This is a genomic window from Nocardioides agariphilus, from assembly GCF_015352445.1.
Classification (GTDB): Bacteria; Actinomycetota; Actinomycetes; order Propionibacteriales; family Nocardioidaceae; genus Nocardioides; species Nocardioides agariphilus.
In genome coordinates this window covers 11,670-32,265 of the sequence record NZ_JADKPO010000026.1, presented here as the reverse complement: position 1 = coordinate 32,265, position 20,596 = coordinate 11,670, and the positions used below count along the sequence as shown (strand labels likewise).

The following is a 20,596-nucleotide window of genomic DNA, read 5'->3' as shown; positions in this document are numbered from 1 at the left end:
AGTATTCGCGACTCCTCGCCCGGCGTCAAGCCACGGGCCGGCCGAGCCCCTCGACGACCTCGGCGCCCGGGATGTCGGCGAGCGCCGAGCCGGGCAGGATGATCTTGGATCGTCGGAGGCCGGATCCGATCATGGCCGCTGGCACGCCCAGCACGGCCGCATCGACGAGCACCCGCCACGAGGCCGGCAGGCCGATGGGCGTGATGCCGCCGTACTCCATCCCTGACTCGGCGACGGCGCGGTCCATCGGGAGGAACGACGCCTTGCGCACGTCGAGCAGCTTGCGCACGGTGGTGTTGACGTCGGCGCGCGTGTCGGCCGCGATCACGCACGCCGCGATGCGCTCCTCGCCGCCTCGGCTGCCCGCCACCAGGACGCAGTTGGCGCTGGCCTCGAGCGGCAGCGCGTAGGCCGCGGTCAGGGCGGCCGTGTCGGCCAGGTCCGGGTCGATCTCGCACACCGCGACCTCGCCTGCCCGCGGCCACCCGTCGAGGGCTGCGGCGACGGGAGGCGCGACGAGATCGAGGTGGTCGACGGCGGGCAGCGAGGTGAGCCCGTCGAAACCGGGCAGGTTCCCAGGCGGGGGCATGCGGCCCATCCTGTCGTGCGGCCACGATGTCGCCACAATGTCCTCGTGTACGTCCCGCACTTCAACGCCCTCGAAGGCTTCGCAGAGATCCAGTCGCTCGTCTCCACGGCGGGTTCGGCGCAGCTGATCACGACCGGCTCCGACGGCTACCCGCTCGCCTCGCTGCTCCCCGTCATCTGGGAGCCCGACGGCCAGCGCCTGGTGATGCACATGGCGAAGGCCAACCCGCACTGGAAGGCGATCGAGCCCCGCACACCCTGTCTGGCGACGGTCATCGGCCCCGAGGCCTACATCTCGCCGGCGTGGTACGCGACCAAGGCCGAGCACGGGAAGGTCGTGCCGACCTGGAACTACTCGGCCGTCCACTTCACCGGCCGGGTCAGCGTCGAGCAGAACCCCGAGTGGCTGCACGAGGCGGTCTCGTGGCTGACCGACCTCCACGAGGCTCGTCGGGAGGCGGGCGGTCACGAGGGCTGGGAGGTCAGCGATGCTCCCGAGAAGTACATCGCCGGCCAGCTCCGCGCGATCGTCGGCATCCAGGTCGAGATCGAACGCGTCGAGGCCAAGTCCAAGCTCAGCCAGAACCGTTCCGCCGCCGACCGCCAGGGCGTCATCGCCGCCCTGCGCACCGAGGTCGGTCCTACCGGCGCACGTGGCGAGGCCCAGGTCGCCGACCGGATGGCCGAGGACCTGGGCCGCTGAGGCTCACGCCTCCGGCATCAGCAGCCAGGCGACGACGTAGGCGACGATCAGGCTGCCGAAGCCGAGGACAGCGCCGACAACGGCGGCCAGCCGGACGACGGTGACGTCGACCCCGGTGTAGTCGGCGATGCCGGAGCAGACGCCGGCGATCATCCGGTCGTCCGTACGGCGCACGAGCCGGCGCGTGGCGGTGCTGGTCGGGGCGGTGTGCTGGGTGGTGCTCATGGTCGGTTCTCCTCCGGGTCTGCGGGGTCTGCGGGGTCTGCGGGGTCTGCGGGGTCTGCGGGGTCTGCGGGGTCTGCGGGATCGGCGGGATCTGCGGGATCGGCGGGATCGGCGGGATCGGCGGGATCTGCCTGGACGACGACCGTGTCGCGCTCGGCACGGGCCAGCTTCTCGTCGAGGTCGTCGAACACCGGCTGAGGAGTATGCGTCTGCGCGACCCGCTCGGGCTCGTGACCGACCCAGCCGGTGCCCCTGGCGGCGTACGCCGCGTCGCGCCACTCCTCGCGTTCGTCCTCGGTCCCGCGACGTCGCGTCGTGGTGGCAAGCAGCCCCGCCACGCCGGCCAGCACCCAGGGCACCGGCAGCAACCAGCGGACGTCCTCACCGGTGACGGCATCACTGCTCACGAGGATCCAGACCACGACGATGCCGAGGAAGGCGATCCCCATCACGAAGTGCCCGACGTTGATCTGGTGGCGCCCGCTGCGTCGTGCTGCGGACCCGGTGGCGTCGGTGGCGGTGTCGAAGGTGGTCATCAGTTCTCCCGGTGGTGCTCGGTACGGACCTCGATGTGGCCCAGGTCGAGCTTGAGGTCCAAGGCGACCTCAGGCACGTCCGCGCCGCCGTCGAAGGATCGGCTGTAGGTCGTGTCGATGCCGCCGGACTCCTGTCCGAACAGCGTGTAGCCGCCGGGGCCGTCGATCTTGGCGTCCACGGTGACGTCCATGTCGTCAGGCGTGACGACGACGAGCTCGCCGAGGTCGCCGGTCACGGTGATGGTGCGGCCGTCGAGCTGCTCGGGGTCGTCCAGCTCGCTCAGGTCGAGGATGTACTGGCCGGCGGAGAAGTCGTAGCTGGACAGCACCCCACTGGCCGAGGTGGGCGTCACGGTCGTGCTCTCCGTGTCGACCTTCTCGGCGGCCACGGCGGCACCGGTCGCGGTGGCGGACAGGAGGCCGATCAGGATCAAGCCGCCGGCCCTGCCCCAGAAGGCGCCGACCAGCAGCATCGCGCCGATCACCCCCGTCACCACGGCGGGGTACGTCGAACCGGGGACCGGCGCCCCGGAGACGTCGACGGTGCCGACAACCCCGACGGCCAACGTGGCCAGAGCCATGGTGAACCAGAACAGCTTGGGCCCGCGCTTGCGGGGGTTGCGCGGCTCGGGCCGCACGTAGTTCGTCGCGTAGGTCGGCGGAGGAGGCGGAGCCGTCGGTGCGGAGGACGTCGTGGCGTAGGAGGGCGCTGCGTAGGCGACGGGCTGTTCGGCAGCAACCGGAGCGACCGGAGTGACCGGAGTGGCCCATCGCTGCTCGGGGGTGACGGCATCGGGGCCGGCGTGGGGGACACCAGGTGCGGGAGCGAGGGGAGCCGCGGCAACCTCGTTGCGGCGTGACATCACCAGCCAGACCACCAGGGCGACCAGGATCAGCGGACCGGGTACCCAGAACCAGTCCCACTGCCCGACGAGCAGGGCCAGGCCGAGGATGGCCACCAGGACCAGCGCCACGCTGCGACTGCGCTCGTCGAGCCCGAGGGGCGCCGACTGCTGACCGTCCTCGGGGAGCAGGATCCAGCATGCGGCGTAGACGATCAGACCCGCGCCGCCGAACAGCGAGAGCACCACGAACGCGACTCGCACGATGAGCGGGTCGATGTCGAGGTGCCTGGCGATGCCACCCGCCACGCCGGCGACCTTGCGGTGCGCGACGATGCGGCGCAGACGGCCGAGGTCGCGGACCTCGTCGGCCGAGACCCGTGGGGCGCCGGGTCGGCCGTAGCTGGCCCGATAGTCGCCCGAGTGGTCGCCCGGGTGGTCGCCTGGGTAGGCGGGAGGTGCCTCGGGCTCGAGTGCGGGCCCGGTCGGCGGGGGAGTGCTGGTCATGGCAGCAAGCCTGCGCCGTCGCGGCGTCCACGGCCATAGGGGACCACCCTGAGCACGCCCCGGGGTGTCGTCGGACAGCAGTCCGGGAGCCGCCAGGGTGTTGCCTCATGGTCGGGCCCCTGCCCACCTGAGACCATGGAAGCCTGATGAGCCGCACGCCCACGCTCGATGCCTCGCCCTCCGGCCGCCCCGGCCGCCCGGGGGCGTCGAGCCGACCCGATGACACGGCGTACGTCTTCCGCCGGGCCACCCGCAACACTCAGGACCGCGTCGTCGGTGGAGTAGCTGCGGGCCTGGCCGAGCACCTGGGCATGCCCGTGTTGTGGGTGCGTGTCGCCTTCGTGGTCGCGGCCGCTCTCGGTGGCGCCGGGCTCGCGATGTACGCCGGCCTCTGGATGATGCTGCCCACCGACGAGCGGTTCGCCGAGAGTGCGCCCGGCCTCGAGAGCGCCAGCCGACGAGGGTCCCGGCCGCGCCGGGTGCGGCGACTCGTCGACGCAGGGCCGGCGATCGCCTTGGGTGCGCTCGGCTTCGGCGTCGTGCTGTTGCTCCAGAGCCTGCTGGGCGCTGGATCGTGGTTCTGGCCGTTGCTGATCGCCGCCGTCGGCATCGCCTTGCTCTGGCGGCAGGCCGACGAGGCCCAACGCGAGAGGTGGGTCGACTCGACGGGCCGGCTCGACCCGGTCCGGATGGTGCTCGGCGAGGGCACCTGGCAGGCGGTCGCGCGCGTCGCCGCTGGGGCTGCGCTCATCATCACCGCCGTGGTCCTGTTCGGGCTGGGTGAGGGGCGCGTCAGCGACCTCGGCAGCGTGCTGCTGGCCGCCGCGATCGGCTTCCTCGGGCTCGCCATCGTGGTCGGACCGTGGGTGCTCAGGCTCGCGGGGGACCTGACGGCCGAGCGCGCCGAGCGGGTTCGCACCCAGGAGCGGGCCGACATGGCCGCCCACCTCCACGACTCGGTGCTGCAGACCCTGGCGCTGATCCAGAAGAACGCCCACGACTCGGCCATGGTGGCCAGGTTGGCGCGCTCGCAGGAGCGCGACCTGCGGGCCTGGCTGTTCGAGGGCGACAGCAAGGACTCCGACACCCTCGCCGGCGCGATGCGCACGATCGCGGCCGAGGTCGAGGACCACCACGGGGTCGACGTCGATCTCGTCTGCGTCGGCGACTGCCCGTTCACCGAGCCGCTGCGGGCGGTCGTCGCCGCGACCCGCGAGGCGCTCGTCAATGCCGCCAAGCACGCGGGCACCGGGAAGGTCGACGTCTACGTCGAGGTGTCGCCGGCCGCGGTCGAGGTCTTCGTGCGCGACCGCGGGGTCGGCTTCGACCCTGGCGAGGTGCCCGAGGATCGCCAAGGCGTGCGTGGCAGCATCGTCGACCGGATGGAGCGCCACGGTGGATCCTCGGAGATCCGCTCGACCCCCGGTGAGGGCACCGAAGTACGCCTTCGGCTGCCGCGCACCGACAAGCCCGAAGAGGAGAGCCATGCCTGAGATGCCGGGCGACAAGGTCAGGGTCGTCATCGTCGATGACCACGCGATGTTCCGGGTCGGCGTGAAGGCCGAGCTCGGCGACGCGGTGGACGTGGTCGGCGAGGGGTCCGATGTGGACACGGCGATCGCGATGATCCAGGCGCAGCACCCGGCGGTCGTGCTGCTCGACGTGCACCTTCCCGGCGGCGGCGGCGTCGAGGTGATCCGGCGCGCCCAGGCGCCCGACACCAAGTACCTCGCGCTCTCGGTCAGCGATGCTGCCGAGGACGTCATCGGCACCATCCGTGGCGGCGCTCGCGGCTACGTCACCAAGACCATCACCGGCCCCGAGCTGGTGGACGCGATCAAGCGGGTCGACTCGGGCGACGCGGTGTTCTCGCCGCGACTGGCGGGGTTCGTGCTCGACGCGTTCGCCGGCTCCATCGAGGTCGCGTCCGTCGACGAGGACCTCGACCGGCTCTCCGAGCGGGAGCGGGAGGTGATGCGGCTGATCGCGCGCGGCTATGCCTACAAGGAAGTCGCCAAGGAGCTGTTCATCTCCATCAAGACCGTCGAGACCCACATGTCCTCGGTGCTGCGCAAGCTGCAGCTCTCCTCGCGCCACGAGCTGACGAAGTGGGCCTCGGACCGCAGACTGCTCTAGCGGGAGCACTAGCCTGAGCGCGTGTTCGCCCGCATCGCGGGGGCGCTCGGGCTGGCCCTTCTCGTGCTGAGTCCTGCCCCGTCCTACGCCGACACCGACCCGCTCGGGCACGGCGCCGCGGTTGGTACACCGCCGGAGTAGCCCTGCTGGTGGGGGCCGTCGTCAATGCCGTCGGGCTCCTCCTGGGGCTCCTCATGCTGGTGGCCTTCACCGGCCTTCCGATCTGGTCGATCTCGCTGTGCGTGCTGGTCGCCCCAGGTGGCGCTCGCTCCTCTCGGTGCCCTGTGCCTCACGCTGCTCTACGGCGACTCGGTGGCACGCAAGCAACCTGCCGCGGCGCCTGAGCTGCTGGGGCGCTGATCGGCCCTACGATCGCGACATGGACGTCGCCCACGCGGTGCTGCTGGTGCTCCACATCGGCGGCGTCCTGGCACTGCTGGTCGGGCTGCTCGTGCAGGTGCGCCGGCCCGAGAAGCGGGTCAACGGCCTGATGCGCGACGGGGTGGGCACGGCGTTCTTGGCCGGGCTGTTCCTGGTTGCGGTCCTGGAGGCCGGCGACGACCCGGTCGACCACACCAAGATCGCCGTGAAGTTCGCGATCGGCCTGGTTCTGCTCGTCTTGGTGATGGCCAACCTCCGCAAGCCCCCGCTGCCTGCCGGTCTCTACTGGTCGCTGCTCGTGCTCACGATCGCCAACATCGGGGTCGCGCTCCTCGCCTGAGCGCCTGTGGGTGGCCCAGACCCCTGGGGGTGGGCGGTCGTAGGGTTGGCAAGACATGACCGAAGCACTCTCGCTCCCCGAGCTGGACAACGCCGGCGTCCCCGAGGAGGCGACGCAGCGGCGGCGTCCGCCGACGCGCGAGGAGCTTCTCGAGGGGCTCAACCCGCCTCAGCGCGAGGCGGTCATGCACGCCGGGGCGCCGCTGCTCGTCGTCGCGGGCGCAGGCTCGGGCAAGACCCGGGTGCTGACGCGTCGCATCGCCTGGCTGATCACCGAGCGCAAGGCCCACCCCGGTTCGATCCTGGCGATCACCTTCACCAACAAGGCTGCTGCCGAGATGAAGGAGCGGGTCGAGGCGCTGGTCGGCAAGCGGGCTCGCATCATGTGGGTCAGCACGTTCCACTCCGCCTGCGTGCGCATCTTGCGCAAGGAGGTCGACAAGCTGGGGTTCAAGTCGAGCTTCTCGATCTATGACGCCGCCGACTCCAAGCGGCTGATGACCCTGGTGCTCAAGGACCTCGACCTCGATCCCAAGCGCTACCAGCCCGGTGCGGTGCTCCATTGGGTCAGCAACCACAAGAACGAGCTGCGAGACCCCGAGGACGTGGCGAAGGACACCCGCAACCGGTTCGAGGAGTCGATGGCCGCCGCTTACACGATGTACCAACGGCGGCTGCGCGAGGCCAACGCCCTCGACTTCGACGACCTGATCATGTTCACCGTCCACCTCTTCGGTCAGTTCCCCGACGTGCGTGAGACCTACCGACGCCGCTTCCGCCACGTGCTGGTCGACGAGTACCAAGACACCAACCACGCGCAGTACGCCCTGATCCACCAGCTGTGTGCCGACCAGATGGAGGAGACGACCTACGACGGTGGCCTGCCGCCCGAGGAGGCTCCCGACCGCGTCCCGCCGGCCGAGCTGATGGTGGTCGGCGATGCCGACCAGTCGATCTACGCCTTCCGCGGCGCCAACATCCGCAACATCCTCGACTTCGAGCAGGACTTCCCCAACGCGACCTCGATCCTGCTCGAGCAGAACTACCGCTCGACGCAGACGATCCTCAACGCCGCCAACGCCGTGATCGGGCACAACCAGGGGCGCAAACCCAAGAAGCTGTGGTCGGAGGCGGGCGACGGCCCTCGCATCGTGGGCTACGTCGCCGACGACGAGCACGACGAGGCACGGTTCGTCTCCGAGGAGATCGACCGGCTCACCGACGAGCGAGAGGCGCGGCCGGCCGACGTGGCCGTGTTCTACCGGACCAACGCGCAGTCGCGTGTGTTCGAGGAGGTCTTCATCCGCGTCGGCCTGCCCTACAAGGTCGTCGGCGGGGTTCGCTTCTACGAGCGCCGCGAAGTGCGCGACGCGCTCGCCTACCTACGGATGCTGGTCAACCCCGACGACTCGGTCTCGCTGCGGCGCATCCTCAACACTCCCAAGCGCGGCATCGGCGACCGCGCCGTCGAGTGCGTCAACGCCTACGCCGAGCGCGAGCGGATCACCTTCTGGCAAGGGCTGCAACAAGCCGAGCACGCCCCCGGGCTGGCGACCAGGTCGTTGGCCAACATCACGGGCTTCGTGGCGATGGTCACCGAGCTCCAGTCGATGGTCGACGCCGGCGAGCGGGCCGACGTGATCCTCGAGACGGTGCTGTCGCGCTCGGGCTATCTCGAGGAGCTCGAGGCCTCCGACGACCCGCAAGACGCCACCCGCGTCGAGAACCTCGCCGAGCTCGTCGCCGTCGCCCGCGAGTTCTCCGACGATCCCCAGGCCGGGCCGTCGGCCGACCCCGCCGACGTCGACGCCGGCCTCGTCGCCCCGGGGCTCGGTGACTTCCTCGAGCGGGTGGCCCTGGTCGCCGATGCCGACTCCATTCCCGATGCTCCCGACGACGGCGCTGACCACGGCGGCGTGGTCACGTTGATGACGCTGCACACCGCCAAGGGGCTCGAGTTCCCGGTCGTCTTCCTCACCGGTCTCGAGGACGGCGTCTTCCCCCACTCGCGCTCCCTCGGTGACCAGCCGGAGCTCGAGGAGGAGCGGCGGCTGGCCTACGTGGGGCTAACCCGCGCCCAGCAGCGGCTCTACGTCTCGCGTGCCCTGATGCGCTCGGCCTGGGGCGCCCCTGCCCACAACCCGGGGTCGAGGTTCCTCAACGAGCTGCCCGTCGACCTCGTCGACTGGAAGCGCACGGAGTCCGCCCAGACGATGTGGTCACGTCCGGACCTGTCCGGAGGTCGCGTCGGACTGGGCTCGCCCACAGCCGCCGGCCGCCGCAACTTCTCCTCGGCCGCCGCCCGCGCCGACGCTGCCTCGAAGGCCAAGCCCGCCCGCGAGGTGCCCTCGCTCGAGCCGGGCGACCGGGTCACCCACGACACCTTCGGCCTCGGCACGGTCGTGGCGCTCGAAGGCGTCGCGGACAAGGCCGTCGCCTCGATCGACTTCGGGTCCGAGGGCGTGAAGCGGCTCCTACTGAGATACGCGCCCGTGGAGAAGCTCTGACGGGACTGGCGTCAGGGCGTCACACCGTGCTCGATGAAGGCGGCGTAGGGGTCGACCGGGTCGCCACCGCCGGGGCGCACCTCGACGTGGAGGTGGGGGCCGGTCACGTGACCGGTCGAGCCGGTGTAGCCGATCAGCTCTCCGGCGTGGACGGTCTCGCCGCTGCTGACCACGAAGGAGGTCTGGTGGCAGTACCAGATCTCGGTGCCGTCCTCGAGGGTCTCGACGGTCTTGTTGCCGTAGGCGCCGTCGTAGGACGCTGAGCTGATGGTGCCGTTGGCGATCGCGTAGATGGGCGATCCGCTCGGACCGGCGAAGTCGAGACCCGTGTGGTAGCTCGACCACAGGCCGTACTGACCGAAGCGGGCGGTGAGGTGGTAGCCCTGCACCGGGAGCTGCCAGAGGTTGAGCTTGAGCTTGGCGGAGTACTTGTCGCCCTGCTTGTTGACGTCGGCGAGGGCCTCGGCGTACTGCTGGGCCTGCTCCTCGGCGGCCGCGACGAGCTCGGGGTCGACCGCAGCGGGGTCCTGGTCACGGCTGGAGTCGCGGCTCACGATCGGGCCCCTGGCGCCTGGCTGGACGTTGCTGCCCACACCCCCGCTGCCGCTCAGGGCGCCCGCTTGCATGATCTTGGCCGGCGGAGTCGCATCGGCACCGACCAGCTGCGGGTCGGCCACCGTCACCGCGCCGCCGACCGAGACCGCCAACGCGGCGATGCCGAGCAGGATCGGGGCCGAGGGAAGTCCGCGGATCAGTGCCTTGCGCGGAGCCGACCGCCGTCCGGCTGCTGCGGGTCGAGGCGCCTGGACCGCCACGGGCAGCTCGGTGGTGGTCTCGATGCTCGGCCGCGTGGCGCGAGGCACTCGCGCCTGTGGCCTGCTGTCCGATCTGCGAGCAGCACGTTTGCCGGGCTGCGAAACGGGGGAGGAAAGGGTCGACGGGGTCGCCGCTCGGCGGTCGCGCGAGGCGCGCGTGTCCGCACGGTGGGAACCCATGGACGCTCCGTTGACAGGGGACGGGAGTCGGAAGCCCCGACTGTAACGGATAGGTCACGGACCCGCGAACCCGCGTCAAGCGAATATGGAATGACCGGGATCACGCTCGACGATGGTCGCGAGCCGACGGCATACGGCTGATCTGACCCGTCTCGTCGGCCTCCGCGCAGCGGGACTAGGGTGCCGACGTGGACCTGATGGAGTACCAGGCAAAAGAGCTGTTCGCCAAGCACGGCGTCACCACCACCCTCGGCATCGTGGTCACCACTGCGGAGGAGGCCCGCGCGGCCGCCGAGGAGCTCGGCTTCTGCGTGGTCAAGGCGCAGGTCAAGGCGGGTGGTCGGGGCAAGGCCGGTGGCGTGAAGCTGGCGAAGACCCCGGACGAGGCCTTCGAGCATGCGTCGGCCATCCTCGGCATGGAGATCAAGGGGCTGCGGGTCAACCGGGTGCTGATCACCCCGGCGACGCCCCCGCAGGAGGAGTACTACTTCTCCTTCCTCCTCGACCGCGCCAACCGGCGGTACCTCTGCATCGCCTCGGTCGAGGGCGGCGTCGAGATCGAGGAGGTCGCCAAGACCAACCCCGATGCCGTCAAGCAGATCCCGATCAACCCCGGCACCGGCGTCGACGCCGAGAAGGCCCGCGAGATCGCGACCGAGGCCAAGTTCCCAGAGCCCGTGTTCGAGCAGGCCGTCACCATGATCGAGGCGCTCTACCGCGTCTTCACCGAGGAGGACGCGACCCTCGTCGAGGTGAACCCGCTGGCGCGGCTCGAGGGCGACAAGCTCGAGGCGCTCGACGGCAAGGTCTCCCTCGACGACAACGCCTCCGAGGTCCGCCACCCCGACCACGAGCAGTTCGTGATCAAGGACGAGACCGACCCCCTCGAGGCCAAGGCCAAGGAGAAGGGCCTCAACTACGTCAAGCTCGACGGCCAGGTCGGCATCATCGGCAACGGCGCCGGGCTGGTCATGTCCACCCTCGACGTCGTCGCCTACGCCGGCGAGAAGCACGGTGGGGTGAGGCCGGCGAACTTCCTCGACATCGGCGGCGGCGCCAACGCGCAAGTGATGGCCGACGGCCTCGACGTGATCCTCAACGACCACCAGGTGAAGTCGGTCTTCGTCAACGTCTTCGGCGGCATCACCGCCTGTGACGAGGTCGCCAACGGCATCAGGGGTGCGCTCGAGATCCTCGGCGACGAGGCGAGCAAGCCGCTGGTCGTCCGCCTCGACGGCAACAACGTCGCCGAGGGCCGCCGGATCCTCGACGAGCTGAACCATCCCCTGGTCACCCAGGTGCCGACCATGGACGGCGCGGCCGACAAGGCCGCCGAGCTTGCCAACAACTGAGCACAGTCGGACGCTGAGGAGCTAAGAAGTGTCGATCTACCTCAACAAGGACTCCAGGATCATCGTCCAGGGCATGACGGGCGGGATGGGCTCCAAGCACACCACCCTCATGCTCGACGCCGGCTCCAACATCGTCGGCGGCGTCAACGCCCGCAAGGCCGGTACGACGGTGGAGCTCGGCGGACAGGAGCTGCCGGTGTTCGGCTCGGTCAAGGAGGCGATGACCGAGACAGGCGCCGACGTGTCGGTCGTCTTCGTGCCGCCGGCCTTCACCAAGGACGCCTGCATCGAGGCCATCGACGCGGGCATCGGGCTGCTCGTGGTCATCACCGAGGGCGTGCCCGTGCAGGACACCGCAGAGGTCTGGGCCTACCTGGACGGCAAGTCCACCCGGATGATCGGTCCCAACTGCCCGGGCATCATCACGCCCGGTGAGTCGCTGGCCGGCATCACCCCGCACACCATCGCCGGCAAGGGCCCGATCGGGCTGGTGTCGAAGTCCGGCACCCTGACCTACCAGATGATGTACGAGCTCAAGGACTTCGGCTTCACCACCGCCATCGGCATCGGCGGCGACCCGGTCATCGGCACCACGCACATCGACGCTCTCGCGGCCTTCGAGGCCGACCCCGAGACCAAGGCCATCGTGATGATCGGGGAGATCGGGGGCGACGCCGAGGAGCGGGCAGCGGCCTACATCAAGGACCACGTCACCAAGCCGGTCGTCGGCTACGTCGCGGGCTTCACCGCCCCCGAGGGCAAGACCATGGGCCATGCCGGCGCGATCGTGTCGGGTTCGTCCGGCACGGCCCAGGCCAAGAAGGAAGCCCTCGAGGCGGTCGGCGTCAAGGTCGGCAAGACGCCGTCCGAGACCGCCGCTTTGATGCGGGAGATCCTCTCCTCCGCTGGTTGAGGAGGGACGAAGTCCCGTCTCGAAACCACGGTGACGGGCCGCCTGACCGTCACCGGGTTTCGAGACAGGCGCTAGCGCGCCTTCCTCAACCGTCACCGGGTTTCGAGACAGGCGCTAGCGCGCCTTCCTCAACCGTCACCGGGTTTCGAGACAGGCGCTGGCGCGCCTTCCTCAACCGTCACCGGGTTTCGAGACAGGCGCTGGCGCGCCTTCCTCAACCGACAGTGCTTACGGCCGGGCTTCGTAGACGTTGTTGAAGGGCGTCTCGGCAACCCGACGGAAGCGGGTGAAGCCGGCGTCGGTGACGACCTGGCGGATGGCGGCCTCGCCGGCTTGGGCGCCGAGGGCGTAGCCACCGGGCTGCGACATCGCGTTGGGCACGCACAGGTACGTCGAGAAGCTGTAGAACACCCGGCCGACGGGGTTCAGGTTGGACTCGACGGTGTCGCCGGCGGCGGGCTCGACGATCAGCCACGTACCGTCCGCGGCCAGCGAACGCCGGACGTGCTGGGCCGCGGCGAGCGGGTCGCCCATGTCGTGCAGGCAGTCGAAGGTCGTGACGAGGTCCAGCCCTGACGCGGACAGCTCCTGGGCGCTGGCCACCTCGAACCGCACTCGCTCGCCGACCCCGGCGTCCTCGGCCCGCTCGCGGGCGGCCTCAATGGAGCCGGTGTGGTAGTCGGAGCCGACGAAGGTGCTCTTCGGGAACGCCCCGGCCATCAGCAGCGTGGACGCGCCGTGGCCGCAGCCGAGGTCGGCCACGGAGGCCCCCTGCTCGAGCTTGGCCTGGACGCTGTCCAGCGCGGGGATCCACTCGGTCAGCAGGTGCATCAGGTACCCCGGTCGGAAGAACCGCTCGCAGCCGTTGAAGACATCCTCGTCGTGCTGGCCCCAGCCGTAGCCGGCGCCGGTGCGGAAGGACTCCTCGATGTGGTGCTGGGCCTTGAGGGCGCCGAGCGCCAGCTCGTAGGCGCCGGGCAGGAACACCGGCCCGCTCGGGTCGGTCAGGGCGAAGGCCTGCTCGGGCGTCATCGAGTACGTCGAGCTCGCGGCGTCGTACTGGATGTAGCCGCCCGCCGCCTGGCCGCGCAGCCACTCGTCGACGTACCTCGGGTCGGTGTCGGTGGCGGCGGCGACCGACCGCGCGTCACCCGGCGAGGCGGCGAGCGCGCGGTAGAGGCCGAGCCGCTCGCCGAGCAGTACGTTGCCGGCGCCGATGGTGGCACCGAGGTCGCCGACGAACTTGCCGACGAACTCCATCAGCTTGTCCATGTCGATGGCGGGTGCTTCGGTCTTCTCTTCGACGGTGGTCATGTCTGGGTCTCCCCTTTGCCGGCATCCCGGGTGGATGCTGATGAGCACACGCTGCGGGGAGGCGCTTGCAGGTCGGTTGCAACGGCACTGCAACCGAGGCGGCAGAGGGTGGAGGACATGCGGGCACGGGAACCGGACGAGCAGGGGTACGTCGAGCGCGACGGCGTCAAGGTCGCCTACGAGTCCTTCGGGCAGGGCGGGACCACGGTGCTGTTCCCGCCGGTGGACACCATCGTCGACTCGCGGGTGTGGAAGGGGCAGGTGCCCTACCTGGCCCAGCACTTCCGCGTGGTCACCGTCGACCCGCGGGGAAACGGGCGGTCGGACCGGCCGATGGACCCCGCGGCCTACGACGACGACGTCCAGGTGGCGGACGGCATCGCCGTGCTGGACCACCTCGGGATCGACCGGGCGATCCTCGTGGGCATCTGCAACTCCGCCTGGTTGGCACTCATCGCCGCGTCCATGCACCCCGATCGCGTGGCCGGTGTGGTCGCCGTCGCGCCCTACGCCCGCGACGAGACGCCGCCCCTGCCGTATCGCTGGGCAGCCGCGGAGCGCTTCGACGAGGAGTTGCCGGCCTACGACGGGTGGTCGAAGTACAACCGTCACCACTGGCTCGACGACTGGCCCGACTTCGCCGGCTTCTTCTTCGGCCAGCTCACGTGCGAGCCACACTCCACCAAGGTCTGGGAGGACGCCGTCGAGTACGCGCTCGGCACGACCGGCGAGATCATGCTGGCCGCGCGGGCTGCGTCTGAGTACGCCGCGACGCCCGAGGACGGGCTGCAGGTGCTGCGTGGGGTGTCGTGCCCCGTGCTGGTCATCTCGGGTACCGATGACCGCTGCCAGCCGGTGGGCCGGTTCGAGACCGTGGCCCGCGAGACGGGTGCCGAGCACCTGGTCCTCGAGGGCGCGGGACACCTGCCGATGGCCCGTTACCCGGTGGTGGTGAACCGCGCGGTCAAGAGGTTCGTCGACCGGGTCACGGGTGCGGACGCACCTCCTCGCCGTGCGTCGGCGGGTGGCCGACGGCCGCGGGCCCTCTACCTCAGCTCGCCGATAGGGCTGGGTCACGTCCGCCGCGACCTGGCGATCGCCGAGGCGATGAGGGAGCAACGGCCCGACCTGGAGATCCAGTGGCTCACCCAGTCACCGGTGGCCGACTTCTTGGAGGAGCTCGGCGAGGTCGTGCACCCGGCGTCGCGGCTGCTGGCCAGCGAGTCGGGCCACTTCGAGGCGGAGTCGGGCGAGCACGACCTGCACGCGTTCCAGGCCGTACGGCGGATGGACGAGGTGCTGGTCAACAACTTCATGGTCTTCGACGACCTCGTCGAGCGCGAGTCGTTCGACCTGTGGCTGGGCGACGAGGCGTGGGACCTCGACCACTTCCTGCACGAGCACCCCGATCTCAAGCGGGCGCCGTTCGTGTGGATGACGGACTTCGTGGGCTGGGTGCCGATGGCCGACGGTGGCGAGCGGGAGGCGTACCTGACGGCCGACTACAACGCCGAGATGGTCGAGCACGTCGCGAGGTACCCACGGTTGCGCGACCGCTCGGTGTTCGTCGGCGACCCCGGCGACGTCGTCGACCTGCCCCTGGGTCCGGGCCTGCCCGGCATCCGCGAGTGGACCGAGCAGCACTTCGACTTCGCGGGCTACGTGATGGGGCAGCGGCCCGACCCTTCCCATAGCGAGGAGCTGCGGCAGCGCCTGGGGTACGCCGACGACGAGGTCGTGTGCGTGGTCAGCGTCGGTGGGTCGGGCGTGGGCAAGCCCCTGCTGCGGCGCGTGGTCGCGTCGTACGACGAGGCGCGCAGCAGCGTGCCCGGCCTGCGGATGGTGGTCGTGGCCGGCCCGCGCATCGACCCGGCGTCGCTGGGGGCGCCGCCAGGAGTCGAGGTGCACGGCTTCCTGCCCGACCTCGACCTGCACCACGCGGCGTGCGACGTGGCGATCGTGCAGGGGGGACTGAGCACCACCATGGAGCTGACGGCTGCCGGACGGCCGTTCCTCTACTTCCCGCTCGGGCACCACTTCGAGCAGCAGGTCCACGTGCGGCACCGGCTCGACCGCCACCGCGCTGGTCGCGCGATGGACTACCGCGACGCCGACCCGGGCCGGATCGCCGACGAGCTCGCGGCGGTGCTCAAGACTCCGACCGACTACCTGCCGGTGCCGACCGATGGGGCGGCCAAGGCGGCCCGGATGGTGCTCGAGCTGCTCTGACTCCTTTCGGTGGTTTCGAGGCTCGCTCCGCTCGCACCTCAACCAGCGAACTGGAGGTGGGGCCAGGAGTGCTCGATGGCGGGGGCGAGCAGGTCGTGGCGGTCCAGGAGCAGGTAGACGTCGGCGCCGGTGACCCAGGCGTGGCCGGGCGGGCACTCGACGGCATCGAGCAGGGCGACGGCCTCCTTGCCCGCCGCCTTGTCGCCCAGCGCGGCGGCAGCGGCCAGGCAGCGCAGCCGGGCGCCGGTCATCGCGGTCTCGCCGAGGTCCAGGCCGCGGTGGGCGACGCCCTCTGCCTCGGCGTGGTCCCCGGTCTCGACGAGGGTGGCGGCCAACAGGCCGGCGGCCGTGGCGTACCACCACGGGTGCTTGGCCGGTGAGGTCGCCTCGAGTGCCTCGCGGCCGATCCGTCGGGCCACGTCGAGGTCACCGGCCAGGCGCGCGTACCAGCCGTCGTGGGCCAGCAGGTAGCCGGCGTAGGCCGGGTAGCCGCTCATCCGGTTCAGCTCCAGCGCCTCGGCGACGCGCGACCGCGCCTCGTCGAGGCGACCACGCCCGGCCAGCACGAACGACGACTCGAACACCGCCCACTGCAGCAGCCACGGGTCGGCCCGTCGGCGCAGCAGCGGCTCCAGCTCGGCGACCACCTCGCCGAGCCGCTGCGGCACGCCGAGGTAGGACCACACGGTCTTGAGGCCGTCGAGGGCGAGGGTCAGCGCCTCCTCCGAGCCCGCGGACCGGGCGCGCGCCACCGACCGCTCCGCGCGGTCCAGCGCCGTGGCCAGCCGGAGCCGGCTGGCCTCGAGAACGACGAGCCGGGTGCTGAAGTCGGCCTCGGCGCCGCGGTCGCCGAGGCCTGCGGCCAGGTGCAGGCCCTCCTCCAGGGGGAGCAGCACCGTCTCGACGGGGAGCCCGAGCCCCACCGGAGCGTCGCCGCCACGCATCCGCAGGGCCGCCATCTCGAGCCGCCGGTCGTCGGTGCCGCGCGCGAGGGCGAGGGCGGCATCCGCGTCGGCCAGAGCCTCGCCGAACGCCGTGCGCGCCTCATGGGCGGCGCCTCGGGCCAGCAGGGCGCGAGCACGGGTGCCGGCGAACGAGGGCTCCACCGCGAGCGACCGGTCGAGCAGACCGAGCGCGTCCTCGACCGCGGCCCGTTGCAGCGCGGCCTCCCCGGCCAGCAGCCAGCCCTGCGCGGCGCGGGGTCCGTCGCCCGCGGCGTACGCGTGCTCGGCCATCACCTCGGGACGGTCGGCGGTGAGGTCCGCGGCCCTGCGGTGGTACGCGCTGGCCAGGGCGGGCGGCAGCGTTGCGTGCACGCACTCCTGCAGGAGGTCGTTGGCGAACTCGTAGTGCTGACCGCTCCGCACCAGGAGCCTCTTGTCCACCAGCGCCTCGCAGTGGCGCGTGGCAGCGAGCTCGGACATCTCCACGAGCGAGGCGACCAGCGACGGGTCGATGCGACGACGTACGACGGACGCCGCCTCGACCACGGTCCGGGTGGCGTCGTCGAGCCGCGAGACCCTCCTCGACACTGCGTCGGCCAGTGACTCCGGGACGCCGCTGTCGCCGTGTGCGAGGGCGCGGAGGTACTCGACCACGCTGAGCGGGTGGCCGGCCGTGCGCGCCATCACCTGCTCGCCGTGTGCGGCGAGTCCGGCGGCAGCCGCCAGCGCGTCCACCGCCGAACGGGGCAGCGCCTCCAGTCTGAGAACCCTCGCGCGGTCCAGCAGCCGGTCGGCGACCTGGACCTCCTCGGCGCGGACGGCGGCCACGACCAGCACCGCGGCGTCGAGCAGGCGGCCGGCCAGGTAACCCAGCAGGTCGACGGTCGCCGCACCGGCGTCGTGCAGGTCGTCGATGGTCAGCAGCACCGGGCCGTCGAGGGCGAGTCGGCGCAACACGGCCGCCACGGCGTCGTAGGCCTGGCGTCGTTGCAGGTCGACATCGGCGGGGAGGGGGACGTCCGCTGCGACGACAGCCGCGAGCTCCGGCAGCAGCGAGAGCCAGGCGGCGCTGTGACCGCGGACGAGAGTGGCCACGGTGGCGGGTGAGGACTCCAGGAGCGCGGGGCGCAAGGCGTCGACGAACGGCTGCAGGAACAGCGAGCGCTCGGCGGGGTGGCACCGGCCGCGCAGCACCTGGCCCCCGGTGGATGCGCACATCTGCGAGAGGGCGTCGAGCAGCCGGCTCTTGCCGATGCCCGCCTCGCCTGCCACGAGCAGCAGCCGCTCGCCGTTCGCAGAGGCGAGGCCGGCCCAGGCCCGTTCGACGACCGCGATCTCCGGGTCGCGGCCGAGGAGCAGCGCGCGCTCGGCCGGGTGCCTGCTGGGTTGCTCGGTCGGCAGCGAGGCCTCGCGCAGGACGGCCAGGTGCAGCCCGGAGGTCTCGCGGCCGGGCGCGCTGCCGAGCTCCTCGCGCAGGCGACCGGCCAGGTCGTCGTACACCGCCAGCGCGCCACTGGCCCGGCCATCGGCCACCAGAGCCCGCATCAGGACGCGGACCGCCTGCTCGTCGTAGGGGTCGGCATCGACGCTGACCTCGGCGATCGCCACCGCCTCGGCGGGGTCGAGCGCCGTCAGCGCCTCGGCCAGCAGGTGCCGGGCGCGGCGGCGCAGGCCGTCGGCCTCGCGACGGACCGCGAGGACCCACTCGGCGTCGTCCTCGTCGACCAGGGCCTGCTGGCTGCCGAGAAGACCGAGGGCGGCCCGGGCGCTCGCCGCCGCAAGTACGGGCTCCGCTGATCGGGTGCCGGCCTCGGTGACCAGGACCGAGGCCTCGTCGAGATCGACCCGCCAGTGACCCTCGCGGGTCAGGCCGTAGGCACGGCCGGTGGTGGTGAGCACGTGCGCCCCGAGCAGCTTGCGGGTCCGGCTGACCATCGTGGCCACGTTGGCTGCTGGGTCGGCGGGTGCGTCATCGGGCCACAGCGCCTCGACGATGCGGTCGAGCGGCACGAGTGCGCCGCGCTCGGCAGCCAGCAGCGCCAGCAAGGTACGGGCCTTGCGGCTGCCCAGGTCGCGCCCGGCCAGCCTGCGACCGTCGGGTACGTCGACCGCGAGCGCCGAGGACAGCCTGATCCGGATCGTCGCGTGGCCCTCCTCCACCTGAGTGAGTATGCGCCACCTTCAGCGGTGTCTCAGCCCGTCAGCTCAGGGAGGCGGTCGAGCGCGCGGTGCGCGAGGGCGATGAAGGCGCCGGGAGCCATCTGCACCTTGCCGTCGGGGACGAAGCCGACCTGGGCCACCGCGCCGCCTTGGCGCATGATGCCCATCAGGTAGGTCATCGTCTGGTTGTCGCTGATCTCGGTGGTGACGTGCCAGACCGTGAGGTCCTGGTGACGAGTCGACAGGTCACCGACCTTCACCACCTCGGTGCCGAGCTGGCGGTCCTCGCAGGAGCGCAGCTTCTTGCGGACGGTGTCGACGAACTGGCTGGCCTGCCTCTCGGGCAGTAGGCCGACGGACTCGGTGAGGCCGAAGAGGTCGGAGAGCCGCGCCTCGGGGATCACGAACGACCGCGTCATGTTCCGCCTCATCGCCTTGACGTCGAAGCGGGTGCCGTCGCAGCGGCTGGCAGCCAGGTTGGAACGGGCGACCTTGGCCTCCGTGCCGATCCAGGGTCGGTCGACCCGGCTGACAGGGGGCAGGTCGACCTCGAGCAGCATCGACGGCACGGCTCCGACCGGCACCGGGCGAGCGGTGGTGACCTGGGGCTTCTCGGCGCACGCGGCCGTGCCGGGCAGGCCGCACAACCCGTTGACGGCGTCGGCCAGCAGGCCGGCCGCCCGAGCGACGTCGGCTCGGTGGACGTCTTGGGCGCGGGTGAAGGTGATGGTGCTGGCCTGGCCCGTGCGGGCGATGCCGGCGACCATCGTGCTGGCCGGACGCTTCCACGACCGCAGCACCAGGATCTTGGCCTCGTCGCCGACCGCCCCCACGTCGTAGGTCGAGACGAGCTGGGTCCGGGCATCGGTGCAGCCGGCGAACCAGCCGAGCATCGCGTCGTACGCCGACTCGGCCGCGCTGCTGGTCGTCGACACCTCGACGGCCTGCACCATGTTGCGTGAGGGTCGGCCCTTCTCGGCGGGCGCCTTGTAGCGCTGGGCAGCCGACGCCACGCCACTCGGGTCGGCGAACCGGGTCGACTGGCAGGGCATCAGGATCCCGCTCTCGGCGGGTGCCATGTCGATGGGCTCCCAGCTGCCAGGCAGTCGCGCGGCCAGCTGGCTCAGGGAGACCAGGTCGGTGTCGTCGATGGTGACGGCGGGTACGTCTGGGTCAGCTGCCTCGGAGCCGTCGCCGGCCGCCGGTTTCTGGTCGTCCGGCCCGAGTCGAAGGGACGCGACGCCGTTGCTGCGGGCGTTGTCGAGCGAGGGCATCACCCCCTGCGCGTCGGTCACGACGGCGCCGCCGAGCACGAGGGCGCCCATCGCCGCGACGGCTCCGACGGCGGTGTGGGTGCGGCGCCGGGTGGTGCCAGCCCGGCGCACGATCGTGACGCGCGGCCAGCGGGCCTCGTCGACGTGTGCGAGAAGGGCCTCGAACAGCGGCCGGATCGCGGTGGTCGGCACGTCGCGGCTGATCGAGAACTGCGAGGTCGCCGTTTGCAGCCGCTGCTCGGCCTCGTGCAGTGGCAGCCCCACCTCGCGGGCCATGTCGCTCATCGACACGTCGGTCAGCTGGGTCAGCAGGAGCACCTTGCGCTGCGCCAGCGGCAGCTTGGCCAAGGCGTCGAGGGTGGCCTTGATGTCGGGATCCAGCTTGCGGTCGCGATGGAAGATGCGCGCCGAGTGGCGCCGCTGCGCGTAGCGCCAGGCCAGGGGGCGCACCCACGCGTCGCGATCCTCGAGCCGCGACACCTTGCGCCAGTGGTGCCAGGCCGCCACGAACGCGTCGCGTACGGCGCTGCGCGAGGCGGGCAGGTCACCGGTCAGCGCGAAGGTCTGCTGCAGCAAGACGGTGCGAGCGTTCTTGTAGAACGCGTCGAACTCGTCGGCGGCAGTCGGCATGGCCCGTCCACGGTACGGACC

Annotated in this window: 16 protein-coding genes; 8 read left to right on the top strand and 8 right to left on the bottom strand. The window is 71.3% G+C overall.

The annotated features are described in order from the left end of the window. Positions 1-25: 25 nt before the first annotated feature. Positions 26-589 (bottom strand): YbaK/EbsC family protein, encoded by a 564-nt coding sequence (locus ISU10_RS17130; protein WP_194697641.1) that lies wholly within the window; start codon positions 587-589, stop codon positions 26-28. A gap of 45 nt (positions 590-634) precedes the next feature. Between ISU10_RS17130 and ISU10_RS17125 the strand changes: the two genes are divergently transcribed. Then, positions 635-1,291 (top strand): FMN-binding negative transcriptional regulator, encoded by a 657-nt coding sequence (locus ISU10_RS17125; protein WP_194697640.1) that lies wholly within the window; start codon positions 635-637, stop codon positions 1,289-1,291. Between the two features lie 3 nt (positions 1,292-1,294). Here the strand turns inward: ISU10_RS17125 and ISU10_RS17120 are convergent, their stop codons facing one another. From ISU10_RS17120 to ISU10_RS17110, 3 genes are read right to left on the bottom strand one after another with little or no spacing between them, the layout of a single operon-like run. Next, positions 1,295-1,516 (bottom strand): PspC domain-containing protein, encoded by a 222-nt coding sequence (locus ISU10_RS17120; RefSeq protein WP_194697639.1) that lies wholly within the window; start codon positions 1,514-1,516, stop codon positions 1,295-1,297. Next, the gene (locus ISU10_RS17115; RefSeq protein WP_194697638.1) at positions 1,513-2,052 is read right to left on the bottom strand and encodes a hypothetical protein; all 540 of its coding nucleotides are present in this window, start codon (positions 2,050-2,052) and stop codon (positions 1,513-1,515) included. Before ISU10_RS17115 ends, ISU10_RS17120 begins: the two co-directional genes overlap by 4 nt. Then, on the bottom strand, positions 2,052-3,401 hold the full coding sequence (locus tag ISU10_RS17110) for a PspC domain-containing protein (RefSeq protein ID WP_194697637.1): 1,350 nt from the start codon (positions 3,399-3,401) through the stop codon (positions 2,052-2,054). Before ISU10_RS17110 ends, ISU10_RS17115 begins: the two co-directional genes overlap by 1 nt. Positions 3,402-3,547: 146 nt before the next feature. On the opposite strand from ISU10_RS17110, the gene ISU10_RS17105 reads away from it, so the two are divergent. From ISU10_RS17105 to pcrA, 4 genes are all read left to right on the top strand, one after another. Further along, on the top strand, positions 3,548-4,894 hold the full coding sequence (locus tag ISU10_RS17105) for an ATP-binding protein (RefSeq protein ID WP_194697636.1): 1,347 nt from the start codon (positions 3,548-3,550) through the stop codon (positions 4,892-4,894). Next, complete coding sequence (locus ISU10_RS17100; RefSeq protein WP_194697635.1) at positions 4,887-5,537, top strand: LuxR C-terminal-related transcriptional regulator; 651 nt, start codon at positions 4,887-4,889, stop codon at positions 5,535-5,537. Before ISU10_RS17105 ends, ISU10_RS17100 begins: the two co-directional genes overlap by 8 nt. Before the next feature lie 379 nt (positions 5,538-5,916). Then, positions 5,917-6,258, top strand: coding sequence for a hypothetical protein (locus tag ISU10_RS17095; RefSeq protein WP_194697634.1), 342 nt, complete (start codon positions 5,917-5,919; stop codon positions 6,256-6,258). Between the two features lie 55 nt (positions 6,259-6,313). Next, positions 6,314-8,764: a DNA helicase PcrA gene (gene pcrA, locus ISU10_RS17090; RefSeq protein WP_194697633.1), complete on the top strand. Its 2,451-nt coding sequence runs from the start codon at positions 6,314-6,316 to the stop codon at positions 8,762-8,764. Positions 8,765-8,775: 11 nt separating this feature from the next. Here pcrA and ISU10_RS17085 read toward each other — a convergent pair whose 3' ends face one another. Beyond that, positions 8,776-9,627: a M23 family metallopeptidase gene (locus ISU10_RS17085; RefSeq protein WP_194697632.1), complete on the bottom strand. Its 852-nt coding sequence runs from the start codon at positions 9,625-9,627 to the stop codon at positions 8,776-8,778. Positions 9,628-9,947: 320 nt separating this feature from the next. Between ISU10_RS17085 and sucC the strand changes: the two genes are divergently transcribed. Continuing rightward, complete coding sequence (gene sucC, locus ISU10_RS17080; protein ID WP_194697631.1) at positions 9,948-11,111, top strand: ADP-forming succinate--CoA ligase subunit beta; 1,164 nt, start codon at positions 9,948-9,950, stop codon at positions 11,109-11,111. 28 nt (positions 11,112-11,139) lie between these two features. Further along, positions 11,140-12,024, top strand: a complete 885-nt coding sequence (gene sucD, locus ISU10_RS17075) for a succinate--CoA ligase subunit alpha (RefSeq protein ID WP_194697630.1) — start codon at positions 11,140-11,142, stop codon at positions 12,022-12,024. A 228-nt stretch (positions 12,025-12,252) separates the two neighbouring features. Here sucD and ISU10_RS17070 read toward each other — a convergent pair whose 3' ends face one another. Next, positions 12,253-13,338, bottom strand: a complete 1,086-nt coding sequence (locus tag ISU10_RS17070) for a class I SAM-dependent methyltransferase (RefSeq protein WP_228501227.1) — start codon at positions 13,336-13,338, stop codon at positions 12,253-12,255. 117 nt (positions 13,339-13,455) lie between these two features. Between ISU10_RS17070 and ISU10_RS17065 the strand changes: the two genes are divergently transcribed. Further along, the gene (locus ISU10_RS17065; RefSeq protein WP_194697629.1) at positions 13,456-15,567 is read left to right on the top strand and encodes an alpha/beta hydrolase; all 2,112 of its coding nucleotides are present in this window, start codon (positions 13,456-13,458) and stop codon (positions 15,565-15,567) included. 38 nt (positions 15,568-15,605) lie between these two features. Here ISU10_RS17065 and ISU10_RS17060 read toward each other — a convergent pair whose 3' ends face one another. Together ISU10_RS17060 and ISU10_RS17055 are read right to left on the bottom strand one after the other, a co-directional pair. After that, on the bottom strand, positions 15,606-18,671 hold the full coding sequence (locus tag ISU10_RS17060; protein ID WP_194697628.1) for an ATP-binding protein: 3,066 nt from the start codon (positions 18,669-18,671) through the stop codon (positions 15,606-15,608). Between the two features lie 32 nt (positions 18,672-18,703). Continuing rightward, positions 18,704-20,575, bottom strand: a complete 1,872-nt coding sequence (locus ISU10_RS17055) for a SigE family RNA polymerase sigma factor (protein ID WP_194697627.1) — start codon at positions 20,573-20,575, stop codon at positions 18,704-18,706. Positions 20,576-20,596: the final 21 nt, after the last annotated feature.

What these genes read in the sequence shown, in the direction of transcription:
- ISU10_RS17130 (WP_194697641.1), bottom strand. Translation starts at nt 589, where the DNA reads ATGCCCCCGCCTGGGAACCTGCCCGGTTTCGACGGGCTCACCTCGCTG.
- ISU10_RS17120 (WP_194697639.1), bottom strand. Translation starts at nt 1,516, where the DNA reads ATGAGCACCACCCAGCACACCGCCCCGACCAGCACCGCCACGCGCCGG.
- ISU10_RS17115 (WP_194697638.1), bottom strand. Translation starts at nt 2,052, where the DNA reads ATGACCACCTTCGACACCGCCACCGACGCCACCGGGTCCGCAGCACGA.
- ISU10_RS17110 (WP_194697637.1), bottom strand. Translation starts at nt 3,401, where the DNA reads ATGACCAGCACTCCCCCGCCGACCGGGCCCGCACTCGAGCCCGAGGCA.
- ISU10_RS17105 (WP_194697636.1), top strand. Translation starts at nt 3,548, where the DNA reads ATGAGCCGCACGCCCACGCTCGATGCCTCGCCCTCCGGCCGCCCCGGC.
- ISU10_RS17100 (WP_194697635.1), top strand. Translation starts at nt 4,887, where the DNA reads ATGCCTGAGATGCCGGGCGACAAGGTCAGGGTCGTCATCGTCGATGAC.
- ISU10_RS17095 (WP_194697634.1), top strand. Translation starts at nt 5,917, where the DNA reads ATGGACGTCGCCCACGCGGTGCTGCTGGTGCTCCACATCGGCGGCGTC.
- pcrA (WP_194697633.1), top strand. Translation starts at nt 6,314, where the DNA reads ATGACCGAAGCACTCTCGCTCCCCGAGCTGGACAACGCCGGCGTCCCC.
- ISU10_RS17070 (WP_228501227.1), bottom strand. Translation starts at nt 13,338, where the DNA reads ATGACCACCGTCGAAGAGAAGACCGAAGCACCCGCCATCGACATGGAC.
- ISU10_RS17065 (WP_194697629.1), top strand. Translation starts at nt 13,456, where the DNA reads ATGCGGGCACGGGAACCGGACGAGCAGGGGTACGTCGAGCGCGACGGC.
- ISU10_RS17055 (WP_194697627.1), bottom strand. Translation starts at nt 20,575, where the DNA reads ATGCCGACTGCCGCCGACGAGTTCGACGCGTTCTACAAGAACGCTCGC.